At 35.9% G+C, this 14,583-nt stretch carries 19 protein-coding genes; 17 read left to right on the forward strand and 2 right to left on the reverse strand.

Annotated features, from left to right (window positions below):
• The first annotated feature begins 924 nt into the window (after positions 1-924).
• From B9T24_RS15125 to B9T24_RS15155, 7 genes are all read left to right on the forward strand, one after another.
• Positions 925-1,350: an organic hydroperoxide resistance protein gene (locus tag B9T24_RS15125; RefSeq protein ID WP_086166544.1), complete on the forward strand. Its 426-nt coding sequence runs from the start codon at positions 925-927 to the stop codon at positions 1,348-1,350.
• Positions 1,351-1,360: 10 nt separating this feature from the next.
• The gene (locus B9T24_RS15130) at positions 1,361-1,792 is read left to right on the forward strand and encodes a MarR family winged helix-turn-helix transcriptional regulator (protein WP_086166545.1); all 432 of its coding nucleotides are present in this window, start codon (positions 1,361-1,363) and stop codon (positions 1,790-1,792) included.
• A 136-nt stretch (positions 1,793-1,928) separates the two neighbouring features.
• Positions 1,929-2,561, forward strand: a complete 633-nt coding sequence (locus B9T24_RS15135; RefSeq protein ID WP_086166546.1) for a glutathione S-transferase family protein — start codon at positions 1,929-1,931, stop codon at positions 2,559-2,561.
• A gap of 265 nt (positions 2,562-2,826) precedes the next feature.
• On the forward strand, positions 2,827-3,309 hold the full coding sequence (locus tag B9T24_RS15140) for a hypothetical protein (RefSeq protein ID WP_086166547.1): 483 nt from the start codon (positions 2,827-2,829) through the stop codon (positions 3,307-3,309).
• 106 nt (positions 3,310-3,415) lie between these two features.
• The gene (locus B9T24_RS15145) at positions 3,416-3,661 is read left to right on the forward strand and encodes a type II toxin-antitoxin system RelB/DinJ family antitoxin (RefSeq protein WP_086166548.1); all 246 of its coding nucleotides are present in this window, start codon (positions 3,416-3,418) and stop codon (positions 3,659-3,661) included.
• On the forward strand, positions 3,651-3,944 hold the full coding sequence (locus B9T24_RS15150) for a type II toxin-antitoxin system RelE family toxin (RefSeq protein ID WP_086166549.1): 294 nt from the start codon (positions 3,651-3,653) through the stop codon (positions 3,942-3,944). Before B9T24_RS15145 ends, B9T24_RS15150 begins: the two co-directional genes overlap by 11 nt.
• A 98-nt stretch (positions 3,945-4,042) precedes the next feature.
• Positions 4,043-4,291 carry a hypothetical protein gene (locus B9T24_RS15155; protein ID WP_086166550.1) on the forward strand — a complete coding sequence of 83 codons (249 nt, stop codon included), beginning with the start codon at positions 4,043-4,045 and terminating at the stop codon, positions 4,289-4,291.
• Between the two features lie 522 nt (positions 4,292-4,813).
• Here the strand turns inward: B9T24_RS15155 and B9T24_RS15160 are convergent.
• Both B9T24_RS15160 and B9T24_RS15165 read right to left on the reverse strand, forming a co-directional pair.
• Entirely contained in the window at positions 4,814-5,875 is a 1,062-nt protein-coding gene (locus B9T24_RS15160; RefSeq protein WP_086166551.1) for a phage portal protein, read from the reverse strand.
• Positions 5,872-7,653, reverse strand: a complete 1,782-nt coding sequence (locus B9T24_RS15165; RefSeq protein WP_086166552.1) for a terminase large subunit domain-containing protein — start codon at positions 7,651-7,653, stop codon at positions 5,872-5,874. Before B9T24_RS15165 ends, B9T24_RS15160 begins: the two co-directional genes overlap by 4 nt.
• Before the next feature lie 138 nt (positions 7,654-7,791).
• Between B9T24_RS15165 and B9T24_RS15170 the strand changes: the two genes are divergently transcribed.
• From B9T24_RS15170 to B9T24_RS15215, 10 genes are read left to right on the forward strand one after another with little or no spacing between them, the layout of a single operon-like run.
• A complete protein-coding gene (locus B9T24_RS15170; protein WP_086166553.1) occupies positions 7,792-8,685 on the forward strand; it encodes a GPO family capsid scaffolding protein in 894 nt (297 codons plus the stop codon).
• 18 nt (positions 8,686-8,703) lie between these two features.
• The gene (locus B9T24_RS15175; protein WP_086166554.1) at positions 8,704-9,732 is read left to right on the forward strand and encodes a phage major capsid protein, P2 family; all 1,029 of its coding nucleotides are present in this window, start codon (positions 8,704-8,706) and stop codon (positions 9,730-9,732) included.
• Positions 9,732-10,565, forward strand: coding sequence for a phage terminase small subunit (gene gpM, locus B9T24_RS15180; RefSeq protein ID WP_086166555.1), 834 nt, complete (start codon positions 9,732-9,734; stop codon positions 10,563-10,565). Before B9T24_RS15175 ends, gpM begins: the two co-directional genes overlap by 1 nt.
• A 5-nt stretch (positions 10,566-10,570) precedes the next feature.
• Entirely contained in the window at positions 10,571-10,969 is a 399-nt protein-coding gene (locus B9T24_RS15185; protein ID WP_086166556.1) for a head completion/stabilization protein, read from the forward strand.
• The gene (locus tag B9T24_RS15190; protein WP_086166557.1) at positions 10,966-11,169 is read left to right on the forward strand and encodes a tail protein X; all 204 of its coding nucleotides are present in this window, start codon (positions 10,966-10,968) and stop codon (positions 11,167-11,169) included. Before B9T24_RS15185 ends, B9T24_RS15190 begins: the two co-directional genes overlap by 4 nt.
• An 11-nt stretch (positions 11,170-11,180) precedes the next feature.
• Entirely contained in the window at positions 11,181-11,552 is a 372-nt protein-coding gene (locus B9T24_RS15195; protein WP_086166558.1) for a hypothetical protein, read from the forward strand.
• A gap of 10 nt (positions 11,553-11,562) precedes the next feature.
• Positions 11,563-12,153, forward strand: a complete 591-nt coding sequence (locus B9T24_RS15200; protein WP_086166559.1) for an N-acetylmuramidase family protein — start codon at positions 11,563-11,565, stop codon at positions 12,151-12,153.
• A gap of 3 nt (positions 12,154-12,156) precedes the next feature.
• Positions 12,157-12,552 (forward strand): phage tail protein, encoded by a 396-nt coding sequence (locus tag B9T24_RS15205; RefSeq protein WP_086166560.1) that lies wholly within the window; start codon positions 12,157-12,159, stop codon positions 12,550-12,552.
• Positions 12,552-12,986 carry a phage virion morphogenesis protein gene (locus B9T24_RS15210; RefSeq protein ID WP_086166561.1) on the forward strand — a complete coding sequence of 145 codons (435 nt, stop codon included), beginning with the start codon at positions 12,552-12,554 and terminating at the stop codon, positions 12,984-12,986. The genes B9T24_RS15205 and B9T24_RS15210 overlap by 1 nt, the downstream gene beginning before the upstream one ends.
• A gap of 58 nt (positions 12,987-13,044) precedes the next feature.
• A complete protein-coding gene (locus B9T24_RS15215; RefSeq protein WP_086166562.1) occupies positions 13,045-14,478 on the forward strand; it encodes a putative phage abortive infection protein in 1,434 nt (477 codons plus the stop codon).
• The last annotated feature ends 105 nt before the right edge of the window (positions 14,479-14,583 follow it).

A 14,583-nucleotide genomic window follows, 5' to 3' on the forward strand; every position in this document is an offset into this window, starting at 1 on the left:
ACTTACATCTAATAAAACATTGTTCAAGTGAGCATTCCGTTTAAGCAAATATCAGGTCATAGAGTCAGTGTATTTAATAAGCATCACAGCATTTATGAACAGAATATATTTGAAGGATTGAACAAATACTTCATGCCTGAATTCTTGTAATCTAAAATTTTAGGTCATAAAAAAAATAGGTTACTTTAGTTACCAAAATTAATATTAATAGATATATGTATGAAATTATTAAGATTTAATTGAATTTATAAAAGTTACTTTTAGGTTACTTTTGAGTTACCAGTAACCCAATTTTTGGGTTACCACCAGTAACCTTTTAAGTTTTTGTTTTTTAATAATTAATTGATTTTTTAATTGACTTGGTAACCCAAAGCAACCTAATAAAAGTTACCAATTATTTTAATATAAATTAATAACTTATCTATTGTTTTTGATGTTGGTAACCTAAATTGAACTTTTATTTTTGGACTTATAAAATTCATTAAATAGTTCTATTTGTTCTCTATCTTTTAATTTGCATCAGATTGCATCACTTTGCATCAACTTCAACGCCTTGATATACCCTCAAATCCTTTGATAGCATAGGTTTGAGTTATTTTTACTACTGCATCAAAATAATGACTTTTAGTAAGACTGCGGAGGCGTGAGGGAACTGCGTTTGGCTCTGCCCTGCTCTTTAAATTAATTAAAAGAACAAAGCTCTAAAGAATTCAATTCAGATAAAATAATATTATTCATTGTAAATTTATTTAATTTATTGATATTTAAACCAAAAAATAAGTATTTAATAATTCTTTATATGTGCCATTGCAAGTATTGAGTTAAAGGAAAATTTATATAACAAAATTATAATAGTTGACATGGGTTTTATTTCAAGCAATTATATTGCTATCAATTTAATTGTTAGCTAAATAAGGCACTGTAATGAGCACTCTATATTCAACACAAGTTAAAGCAGTTGGCGGTCGTAACGGAAATGTACATAGCGAGGATGATTTATTAAATCTCAATCTTGCTTTACCAAAAGCGTTAGGTGGTAAAGGTGGTGCAACCAATCCAGAACAATTATTTGCAGCAGGTTACGCAGCTTGTTTTGGCAATGCAGTCATTCATGTATCTCGAAATAAAAGCAATAAGGTTCGCGACAATGATATTGAAGTTATTGCCACTGTGGGGATGAAACCAAATGAACATGGTGGTTTTGCTTTAACAGTAGCACTAGATGTAACTATTGCAGATCTGGATCAAGAAACTGCTGAGTTAATTGTCAGTGAAGCAGATAAGGTTTGTCCTTACTCGAATGCAATTCGAGGTAATATAGAAGTATCGCTCACTGTAAAAACTCGATAAAGATTTCTATATGTCTAATGATCATCTAAAGCTAGATAAGCAGTTATGTTTTCCTTTATATGCTGCATCAAACTTGCTAGTAAAAGTATATAGACCTTTACTGGAACCTTTAGGTCTTACTTATTCTCAATATTTAGTAATGCTTGTGTTATGGGAACGTGATTCTGTAAGCGTAGGTGATCTTGGACATTGCTTGTATTTAGATAGTGGAACTTTGACACCATTACTTAAGCGGATGGAAAACTCAGGTTTTATTAACCGTCAAAGAGATCCTAATGATGAACGAAGAGTTCTAGTATCCTTAACGACTAAGGGATTAGAGATAAAGGAACTGGCTGTAAATATTCCCAATAAACTTTCCGAACAGTTAAATATATCTGATATTGGAAAGTTAAGAGGTGAAATACAATCTTTAGTCCAATTATTGGTAAAAGCCATATAAATATTTATTAGGTTTAAGATTATTTAATCTATTTATTGTGTAAACAATTGATTAAAATACTTTTATAAACAAGGATCGACTTATAAAAGTAATCTAGATAATTAACCCATTCAAGTTTTAAAAGGTAGAAATTGTTTTGATTACATTGCACCATTTAGATCAGTCGCGTTCTTTTCGCATTCTTTGGTTGTTGGAAGAAATTAAACAACCATATCAACTTAAACGATACTATAGAGATTCAAATACCCATTTAGCTCCACAATCTTTAAAAGATATTCATCCGTTGGGTAAATCTCCAGTGATTGAATGGAATGGAAAAGTAATTATTGAATCAGGTGCAATTGTTGAATTATTAATTCAAAAACTAGCACCTCAATTAGCACCTGATCTTAATGACCCAGATTATGCTGATTATTTACAGTGGATTCATTTTTCCGAAAGTTCGGCAATGGTACCTTACTTGTTGAAAATTTTTAATTCTATTGAGAGTCAACATGGTACTGAATTAGTATTTTTAGAAAATTATAGCCAAGTAGAATTTGACAAAGTATTTAGTTTTTTAAATGACTATTTAGAGAATAAAAAATACTTAGTTGCTAATCGCTTAACTGGTGCTGATTTTATGATGGGCTTTGTATTAAATAGTCTAGTTTATTCATTAAATCAGGCAGAGAATTATCCGCATATTAAACATTATGTTGATGGTCTAATAGCCTTAGATAGTTGGAAAACCGCAGTTAAAGTTGAAGGTTCTTTAAGTTTGAAGTGAGTAAACTAAATATAAAATAAAATCAGCATAAGGATTGTGAGGTATGACAGAAGTTATACCTTCGCAACAAATATGGAACAGCCTAACAAGATGTTGGGTTTTTTTATTTATAATATATTTTAGACCAAAGGCTTTTATGCCCGTAGATAAACTATCCTACTCTTGAAATCAATAAAATAAGCTTAAGCTCTCTTTCAATTTCACATAAAGTTTATTATGTTAATTTTAGAAAAATTTAAAAGTATAAAAAACAAGGTAACAATAAGTGAAAATATTTTTTATAGTATTAGGTATTTTACTTACTGCTTTAACAACCATTTATTCTTTTGAGAAAATCCAACAAAACTTTTTCCCGAAAAAATTTGTTCTTAATTGGGGAAACAGAATGAAAAATTCACCCAATGGTGGAACAGGAAAAAATTGTTTCCCTACCAATTACTCAACGTCTAAATACCCTGAATTAAAAGAAGAACTATTAGAAGCTAAAAAACTTAATATGTTTCAACCAGATCAATCAGAAAGTGGTCTTTTAATGATTCCGCTAGAAAACTGTTTTAGTGAAGCAAAGCTTGTTCAATTAACTGGTGATGAGTATTCGAATACGGCTTACGCTATATATCGCTGTGAAAAAGATGGAATGGGATTAGAAGTGAAATTATCTAGCTTTGATGAATATTGTAGCTATACCTACTATTTAACAAAATGGAATTTTCCTATAGGAAAATATACTCCCATTTCCGAACCCTAATCTTTTACCTTTTCTCCTCTATTTAAGACAATGGTCATTATGCGAACTCGCATTGTAATGCAGTATGCATTACAATATTCTCATCTATCAAATAAATGAGAATAATATGGCTACTGTCAATTTTAGAGTGGATGAAACGCTCAAAGAGAAATCTTATTCCGTCCTTAAAGAACAAGGAATTGCTCCTACAGAATTCTTTATTAGCGTCTTAGAGTACATTGCTACAACAGGAAAACTTCCAGTTCAAAAGGCATTACTCTCAGAAGAAGATGCGGCGCTACTGGCTATTGTCCGTAAACGTATTAATGATCCTAAAGAGATGTTTGAGGAAATCACTTTAGATGACTTATAAGCTTTTACGTCACAAGGATTTCACTGCTGAATGGGAAAAACTTCCAGTTGCTATACGAGATCAATTCAAGAAAAAACTCATCAAAGTCATAGAGCAACCACATATCCCAAAGAATATGCTTCGAGGAGATCTTGCTGGCTGTTATAAAATTAAGTTGCTAAAAGCAGGAGTAAGATTGGTCTATCAAGTTAAAGATAATGAAGTTGTTATTTTGCTTATTACCGTTGGTAAACGGGCTGATAGCATAGTTTACGATGAAGCCCAAAAGCGTATTAAAGACTAAAAAATGAGAGCTCGAGGCCCTCATTTCTGATTTCGTATAAGGTGTATTATGTTAATAATGGAAGTTTTTTAATATCAAATAATTATGGTTAAAGTTACATGATGGAGAAAAAACACAAGATAACTCTAAAAATAGAAATAACTATTTTCTTAGTAAAATTATTTGCAATTTTATTTATTACGGTTGGTACTATTCTAGTTTTTACAATTTTCCTTGCACCTATTGGTTTCTTTATGATCCCTATAGGAATTGCTCTGTATATAGATATCCCTAAATATTTGAAAAAAATCCTAACAAGAAAAATGTTATTGCTAGATTCTGAAAATCACCTAGATCATAAAAATTGAATTACCCTTTTTCAAAAATGAGTCCATTTAACATAATGGTGCTTATACGAAATTTTTTAAAAATAGTTTTAAATTTCAAAAAGTTATGCTATAAAAAATTGGGACGCAAAACCTAAAAAACCGACTTGGAAACAAGTCGGCTTTTTTATGTACAACTCTGTAAAATATGGCCAGAAAAATAGATCATTATTTGATCAAATTGAAGCTTTAGTGTGTATTATCAACTCATCCACTGCTCAAATTATCCCCAATTTCTGCGAATAACCCTTGGGGTAAAATTTAAACAGTTATGTACGCTTAGGCGCACATGGATTCAAGCCCTTTGCGGCTATACGACCTCACACTGATTTCTTATCATGGGGACATAGAGAGCAGGATGCTCCAGATAAGAATAACAAGATCTGATACAAGGAATGTGAGGTACGACAGGAGTTATACCTAAGCATCAAATACGAAAAACCCCGACAGGATGTCGGGGTTTTTTTATGCAAAAATATTTTTATAAAATATGAATAGTTTTAACTACTCACTAGTGGATAAAAGCTCATAATTTTTAAACTTTATCACTTCCACACCCAATCGTTCATTGACCTGTTTAAGTAAGTTTTGATAAAAAACAATTTCATTGTAATAAAAAACTTTTGCAGCCTTTTCAATATCACCAAACCCACCTGCATTTTGTGGTACTACACCAATGAGTTGCGGTGGTATACGATGCCCTGCAAGTTGGTCATCACGACTGGCTATTTTAATATTATAAAATTCATCCTTGGCAGCAACTTCAGCCAGTGGAATGACTTTAACTCCATCTTTAGTTCCCCCGGGCGTATAAACCAATAAATTTTTAAAATTGCCTGCCCCCTTTGAGTTTTCAAGCGAATCTTCTAAATCATCGACATCTTGCTGACTTTGTAATGCATCAGTCATGTGTAGAATAAAACCTGCATGTGCTCCATTTTTATAATATCGACGACGGAATAAAGTAGCTGCTTCATTGAGTAAAATTGCATTTACACTACTCAAATAATTAGGTATGCCGTAAATTTCCTGTCCAATATCAGTTTCAAAAATATGAATCATATCTTGAGGTTCAAATTTATGGTTATTGATCTGATCATAGCCCAACTGATAATAACTTGATAAATCCAATGCCCTTCGCATATTTAGTGCTGGTCTAGATCCAAGTCCAACAACACCACCAAAACGGTTACGTTTCACATGCACATAACAATTGGCAAAGGTTAAAAGATTCAGAGCCAAAGCATTAAATTCATGGCGACTTAACAACGGATGAGGAATGTAATCACTGGTTAGAATATTGCGCTTCACAATTAAAGCACTGGTGTGATGACTGGTCGCTCGAAACAATTTTGCCGTGGCCAACATATCGTAGGGTAATTCATACCAGTCTAACCATTTTGGACAATAGCCATATTCAAATAAGGCATGGCCATCCAGTACTGGTTCTGCTTCCCCAAAATTTTTACAAATAATTTTACTGGTTGGAGCATCTACAGCCAATTCTTGTTTTTGCAACAAACCAAACCGATCCAATTGCTGATGTAGCATTGATTTTATATTCATGATTTAAATACTCTGATTCGGCTACGTGCTGCGCCTTGTTGAGATGGATCTGTGATGTCGACAATCGGTGCTTTTTCTAAACCATTCATAATTGCCCAAGCGATATCACCATGCCCATTTTCTGCAGAGCGACTGGTGACTAAGGTTTTATTCCCCCCTCCACTGGTCATGGCTTTTTTAATGGAAAGGAAGGCTTTTGCCACAGTGGTGAGACCTGCATCAAAATTGAGTCGTCGTTTTTGAAATAACTCTTTGGCTCTGAGTCCCATACGAATTTTTAATTCGGGGTTATAGTTCAGTCTGGTTAAAGCAGGGAAAAACTTAGATACATATTCAGAAACAGCAAGACCATTACCAGTGTTATCAATGCCAATAAAAGTGACGTTGTAGCGGCCACAGACTTTTTTAATATATAAAGATTGCTCTTGAGCTGTTTGCCCTTTGAATTGTTTTATTTCAAGTACTCGATAAGGCGACAATGATGTTGGTGGTGGCGCAATAACGGCAAGTGCAGCATTGTCACCTGTGAAAGATGGATCATAGCCAATCCATACTTCGCCTTGATAATGTGGCGTTTCATTGGGGTTAAAATCATTCCAGATTTCCCATGAATCCACCATATTGGGGATGATGTCTTTCAGTGGAAAATAAGAACCTGAATCATCGATAAAATCACAATCAAATAAATTGGCATATTCCTCATCGCCATATTCTGCAAGTAAGTCATCCCGATCAAATAAATCACAGCCTTTCGCTTCAGCAGCATCCAATGTCACAATTTGACGAGTCTTTCTATCAGCACATTTAACAGGCATTTTTAATGCGACTTTGCTGACATCAATTTCAATCGGTAATTTACGTTTACTATCTGTACCCGTCCAGAATGCATACGCTTCATGCAAAATACTGGAAGGTGTCGACATATAAATTTGCTTATACATTTTCTGCGATGCCATTGCAGAAGCGACTTTTTTGAACTTTAAAAAACTACGAATCCAAAAGAACTCATCCATGATGACATCACCATGACGGCCTTGAGCTGTTAAAGCATTTGTCCCTAAATAATATAAACTCGCTTGTCCATTTGGTCCGTTGACAACAATGGGATCTCCTGTCAATTCAACTCCTATCACTTCTAAACAAAAGGCTTTAATATATTCAATAAATTGAAAGGCTTGTGCTCTTGAAGCGGACATAAAGATTTTATTTTTACCCGTTTTAAGTAAATCAATAAAAGCCCATAGCGCAATAATATAGGTCGCCCCGATTTGGCGTGATTTCAATAAAATAAAAATCCGTGACCATGAAATAGCATCCATCCATTCTTGTTGATATAGGAATAGAAACTCTGAAAATGCCTGTTCAAGTAAGACTAAATCTTCTTCGGTAATTTGGTTTTTAAGCTTTCTCTTTTTCGGCTTATTGTTGCGGTTTTCTAGTTTTGGATTGAGATCCGCTTGAGTCCCCCCTTGGCGGTATCTTTCAATTTTCGCCCATCGTTCAAATTGAACACCAATAAAATCCATTTCTTTGTAATTGGCATTGCTCTTATTTTCCATAAAAGTCAGTGCTAAATATCGGACTTTAAGTCCAAGCGTTACATCATCAAATAAATCAGATTTTTCCCATCCTTCACGTTGTTTCCAACTTTCGACAGTCGCTCGATTTTCTTCAATTTGCTTGGCAATTTCAGACACAGTCATACCCATCGCAAACAGGATTCGTCCATGTTGCCGTGGATTTAAATTTTCAAAACTAAGCGGATGCGATGTATTCATGCGCCTAATGTAGCCCCATGTCTTCATTTTCCACGAATAGAAAAATCCTGATTAAGCGTTAAACAGGATTCTGGTCGTTGCGACACATATCCATTCACAAGCAGACTGCATACATCAGAAACATAGATGGAAATTTAAATGGGACTAGCAGGAGAAGGACGTGTAGAAAAACGCTTTCGAGTTGCCCGTGAAGGTCAAACCGTGGATGGGCGTGAACTGACTGGACAAGAAATTCAACAGATGGGATCAAGCTATAGTCTGGAAAAATATGGTGCACGAATCAATCTTGAGCACTATTCAGGATGGTCACCAGAACCACCTTTCAATGCCTATGGCGACATCATCAAAGTTGAAGCAGTCCAAGAAGATGGGAAATGGTCACTCTATAACACCCTTTCTGCTCTGCCTCATTTTGTGGTCATGAATAAGGGTGGACAAAAAATTTACCCTTCAATTGAGTTCTATCGCAATTTTGCAGGGACAGGGATTGCCTATCAAGTTGGACTTGGTTTAACCGATACCCCTGCTTCACTTGGCACTGAACCTATTAAATTTTCAGCCAACCAATTTGCTTTACGCACTCAACCCAATTCGGAGATTTATATGTCAATGACAGCTCCAACTGAACCGAATACTTCAGTTCCAAATGATCAAAAAGGTTTTTTCGAGCAATTAAAAACCATGCTGACACCTGCTCAACCCAAACCGACAGCGCAGCCCGATGATTTTCAGGCTGTGGTGACTCAAGGTTTAGTGACGGCATTGAATGGTATTAAAGAGCTGAATGAAAAGTTTAGTACTTTAAGTTCAACACCTGCAGCGACAACCCCACCAGTGAACCTACCTGCTCCTGCACCTGTTACGCAAAATACTGAGCAGCCGACAACAGCGCAAGATGCTTTGAATCAAGCACTCACACCCATTTTGCAATCCATTCAAGACTTACAAACCCAATTCACCCAACTTTCAACGACTCCAGTCAATAACCCACCTGCTGCTGCAGGCGGTGATGCTGACCGTGTTGATTATTAATTAAGGAATTTATCAATTATGGCAGTCGTTCTCAGTTCCATTGCACGTACAAAATTATTCGCTTATATGGCCGACATCGCTCGAGCCAATCAGGTAGAAGATGTTAAACATAGTTTTGCCGTTCAACCTGTACCTGAACAAAAAATCATTGCTGCTTACCAAGAGTCTGCGGACTTTCTAAAGCAAATTAATGTATTTCCAGTGGACAATGCCACAGGTCAAAAAATTGGCTTACTCATCGGCACCACAATTGCAGGTACTACAGATACGCGTGTCAAAGCACGTACACCAACCGCAGTCGGTGCATTAGATTTACTGGATGAATATAACTGTACCCAAACCAACTATGACGTTGCTTATTATTGGTCATTACTCAATGCTTGGAAGCATCATCCAGACTTCAAAGCCAAGCTTCAAGCAATGGTCATCAATGCCGTTGCACTGGATAAGCTGTGTATTGGTTGGAATGGTGTCTATCGCTCAGCGACTTCAGATCGCGTGGCCAACCCTCTTTTACAAGATGTTAAAAAAGGTTGGTTGCAAAAAATTCGTGATATTGCACCAGAGCAACATTACGAAGGAATCGATGACGGTACAGGCAAACTGGTCACCAAAATTGGCGCAGGCAATGAGTTCAAAACGCTTGATGGTTTAGTTGAATATGCAGTTGAAGAATATATTGCCGTACAACACCGTGAAAGTGGCTTAGTCGCTATTTGTGGCCGTGGCGTGTTGAGTGATAAATACTTGCCATTGCTGAATACCATTCAAGATCCAACAGAACAATTGGCAGCACGTACCATTTACGCCAATAAGCAGCTTGGAACTTTACCTGCGCTGCATGTGCCTAACTTCCCTGCAAAAACCATTCTGATTACTCATCCGAAAAACCTGTCGATTTACCTTCAGTCAGGCACTTTGGTGCGTTCTATTGCAGAACAGCCTGAATGGGATCGTGCAGTCGACTTCCAGTCTGTGAATGAAGACTTTGTGGTTGAAGACTATAGCAAGTGCGTACTGATCGAAAATATTGAGGTACAAGCCTAATGTCTAGTAACTCAATGCGAGAGCATCGCGAAAAAATGCTCGCAATCAAAGCACAAAAAATGGCACAAAGCCCAGATCCACGCTTACGAAAAAAAGCAGTGATTATGGGTGTTGATCCTGGTGCAGCAGAAGGTGGTCAAACTGGTTTAATCCCACAGTCTACGCCAACAGCAAATATTGAACTACGCCTGTTCAATCACATGAGCCAATTAAAAGACACCAAATCGACTCAGGACAAAATTGCCAAGAAAAAACAATGGCTACCTGAATATTTCGGTTATATCGATGGCTGTTTAGCCGTTTCCCCTTCTGCACAAAATACAACGCTGGTGACGTTAATGGTGTGGGCAGTGGATGCAGGTGAATATGAACTCGCTGTGCGAATTGCTGAATTTGCCATTCTCAATGACATGGTCATGCCTGAAGGACACATTCGTGGTATTGCGGAATTTGTTACAGAGCAATGCGCTATAGATTTTTGTGATGATTTAGACCTTGCCATTGCCCATGCTGAATTGATTAAAAAAATCATTGAGCTGGGTGTCGGTGAACAAATGGTGGATCAGGCTCGTGCCAAAATTTACCGTGCGCTAGGTGATGCCTTGAAAGATGCTCAACCTTTCGAAGCACAGAATGCTTATAAAAATGCCTTGCGACTCGATAGTAAAGTAGGCTGTAAAAAAGACCTTACAACCCTTGGAAAACTATTGACGAAGCAAACAACCGAGTCGTCTCCCGACGCCACTGTCGGCTCGCAGGCTGATTCACCTGATGCTTCGGCAGCAGATGTGTCAGTTCCTGCGTCCACCGACTCCAATACGGCTGCGGAGTAACGGTCATGCTTCTAAATGCACCGCTACCTGATCGTATGGTTCAAAATCCTGAACCAGAACGTCCAAATGTCAGCATTAAGGATTTATTGGGAACGGTGCGTTTAGATCAATCCAAAGGTGAGGATCTTTTAGCAGAAAAGATTCTCACCGCAATGGATGACATCAATACTCAAGTTATGTTGCTCAAAATCGAAACTGATACACAGATTCGCAAATATAAACGTGCAGTTTGCTATGAAGCTGCTGCACTGATTTGTGAAGATAATTTAGATTTTGATACCACAACAAACGGTCAATCACGTGGCGAAAATCAACAAGCAAAAATGCAGTCGTTACGTCGTATTGTCAATCATATGATTGCTGATTTGACCAACCGCAGACGTAATCGGGTCAAACTGGTATGAGTACTGTCAATGCCATACAGGGCGATACTTTAGATGCCATTGCATACCGTTATTTCAAAGACAATTCAGTGCAAGTTTTGGCTGCATTGATTGAATTAAATCCTGAGTTGCATGAAACATTTTTAGATGAGCATCAAACCGTTATTTTGCCTGAAGCGACTCAAATGCAAAGTACTCCCTCATTAAAACTGTGGGATTAAAGGGGAACCCAATGAATGATCCTATTTCAATTAAAGGATTACCGTGGCTTTTAAAAATTATTGCCGCAATTATGGGCGCAATTTTAGCGCTGATTTTAAGCGGTGATATCGACACACAAGGACGGATTAAAATTACCGTCGGTGTGATTTTAAAATTCGCAATTAGTGTGGCCATCAGCTTATATGGCGGATCTGCTTTTATTGAATATTACCAACTCACCCATTATTCAATGCAGTCCCAAGGTTTTGTGATGCTGATTTTTGCCGTCTTTGGCATGCTGTTAATCGGTATTTGGTATCAATCGATGCAGTTATGGAAAGGTAAAACGGTCAGTGAAATTATTGCTGAAGTAAAAGCAGCTTTCATTGCCATGTTTAAATAGGAATAGAGAAATGTCAAAACAGCTCACTATTGAACAAATACAGCAACAAGCGGAAGAACTGGGTATTGCCCCTGCTGCACTTCAAGCCATTCATGAAGTGGAATGTCGGGGTTCAGGATTTAATCCAGATAATACACCTGTGATTTTGTTTGAACGTCATGTCATGCGAGAGCGTTTAATTGCCAATAAATTTTTTAGCATTGCCGAAAAAATGGAAATTAAGTGCCCTGACCTGTGTAATAAATTATCTGGTGCTTATGGCTTATATTCAGCTCAACATGGTCGATTAGCAGTTGCTGCTGAATATCATCGTGAAATTGCGCTTGAATCTTGTTCATGGGGTATTGGTCAAGTGATGGGTTATCACTGGAAATCTCTTGGCTATCCATCGCTACAAGCATTCATCAATGCCATGTATAAAAATGAAGCCTCACAGCTTGAAGCCATGTGCCGATATATCAAGGTAAATAATCTTGTGAATGCGCTTAAAAATAATGACTGGAAAGCCTTTGCATTGGGCTATAACGGCAAAGCTTATGCAAAAAATAAATATGACATCAAATTAGCAAATGCATATAAAAAATTTGCTGAAGGATCATAAACCATGCAAGCCTTAATTCCGTTAAAGCCCTATTTACAAGCAAAATTACCTTTAATGACTGCAGATAAATGTCATCTGTTTATCGTGAATGGGACTCAAGCAAAGGGCTATATGGAATATACAGCTCGGCTGTTATTTCTAGATTATCGTGGTGACCCGATTGAAGTCATTATGCAGATTCGCGAATGGCTCAAGTCCAAAAATCTGCATTTAGATGCCACAGGTAACGATGTTCAAATTTCATTTAGCTCTGAAATTATTGATGCCAATACCTTTGATCTAGAAGTTGATTTTCCGCAGCGCGATAAAATCGTGATGGATGAAGATGGTTACCATGTTTGTCCAGAACTGGTGTGGAGCGATACATTTGATAAATTTGTACCTGCAGGGACTGAATAATGGATGCTTATGCAGGTTTACACCATTGGCTTGATCAGATTGCGCTGCGCCTTGAACCAACCCAGCGACGAGAACTGATGCGTCGCTTGGCTCAAGGTTTAAGAGTACGCACTCGGGATCGAATCAAACAGCAACGAGATCCAGATGGTCACCGTTTTATTCCACGTAAACGTAATCAAATTGGCAATAAAAAACGCCAAGGCGCTTTATTCCAGAACATCGGTAAACAGATAAAAACCGAATATTCTGCCAATCATGCTGCCGTCGGTTTTGGTGGACGGACGGCTGTCATTGCTGGAGTACATCAAGAAGGTAAAACCATTAAGCCTAGTCACTATGCAAAAGCCACCAATTATCCAATTCGTGCATTGGTTGGCTTTAGTCAAGATGATGAAAAATGGATTGAGCGCGAGATTCAAAATTATTTAAAGTAGTAGCTCATTAACATTAATAACACTATAATTTTGTTAAATTTTTTTATTACTTTCAAATATGATTAATAATACTGCCCCAGATAATTCAGAAAATGACTCAACTGATTTAGATAAAATTGATAAAGATATTACCAAACATAGATTACGTGCATTTCTAATTATTATTTTAGTTGGAGTTTTATATCTATTTTTAGGGGATAAGACTTTATCTCCAAGTGCTCAATCATGGGGAACTTTTGGAGACTTTATAGGCGGCATTCTAAATCCAATTTTTGCCCTTTTTGCGTTTTATTGGCTAACCTATTCTGTTCGACTACAAATTAAAGAGTTAAAAGATACTCGTACAGAATTACAAAAAGCTGCTGATGCACAAGTTGAAACGGCTAGACACCAAGAAAAGATTGCAATTTTAGAAGATAAAAATATAAATACCCAGCAAGAAATTTTACAACTCCAAAAAGATAGCCTTGAAAAACAAATTGAGGCAGCTAGATTACAACAACTCCAAATTGAAATTCAGAATTTTGAAAGCCTATTTTTCGAATTATTAAAAACAAAGTCTAATGCTTTAGATAATATCTTATATGAAGAAATAATATTAAATGAAAACTTTGACATAAATACAGATCCTAATATAAGTAATCAAATTCTTTCAGGACCAAATACATTTAAATCTATTGATGCTGTAAAAAAGCATGTGCATGAGTTTAAAATAACATTTAAAGATGAATGGAAAGATTACTATAAAACTTATCTTCTAGGATACATGGGGAGTTATTTTCGAATTTGTTATCAAATTGTAAAACTTATTGAACAAAATCCTACACTACGCAAATCATCGCCAGTACATGGGAAAAAATATAGTATTACTCAAAAAAAATATTTTGATATATTTAGGTCAACTTTAAGCCAATATGAACTTGAAGCTTTTTTCTTTAATTGTCTTAGTCCATATGGAAATAAAAAATTTAAAAAATTAATTGAAAAATATGGTCTTTTCGAGCCTTTATTAATTGATTTAAATACTTCCTACACAACTATCCATCGTCTAACAAGATATGCTTATGAATATGACCCTAGCGTTTTTGAAAAAAACTCTAGCTGGAACAAATTTTTTGAGGATATAAATAAAATAGATATTTCATATAACACTAAAAAAATCATACAGGATGCTAAACATATTAAAAATTTACTAATTAAAATAGAGCATGAAAAATATATTAATGATTTATTGGGATTTGAATCAATTAAAAATAAATTAACTGACCTAAAAAATAGTTATACAGAAATATTTAAAAACACTAAGAATCCAAGCTTGCTCAATTCGCAGTATTTAGAAAAATATAATCAATTAAATGTCTTAAAAAATGTAAATTTTAATCATGAAGTCTATATGGTTTTGAAATATAACATCGACTTTAATAATTTTGTTGCTTTTAAAACAGCATCACCCTCTACTCTTTATCCAGACTCAAAAAATTTTACTTTATAACAGCACTTCAAGTGGATGAGATCAGTACCTCTGAAGATTTGATCTACCTTTCATATGGTAGATCGTACGAATTTTTATACACAGTCTTTGCTTTAAGTTCAGCCG

Source organism: Acinetobacter sp. ANC 4654 (assembly GCF_002135425.1).
Lineage (GTDB): Bacteria > Pseudomonadota > Gammaproteobacteria > Pseudomonadales > Moraxellaceae > Acinetobacter > Acinetobacter kyonggiensis.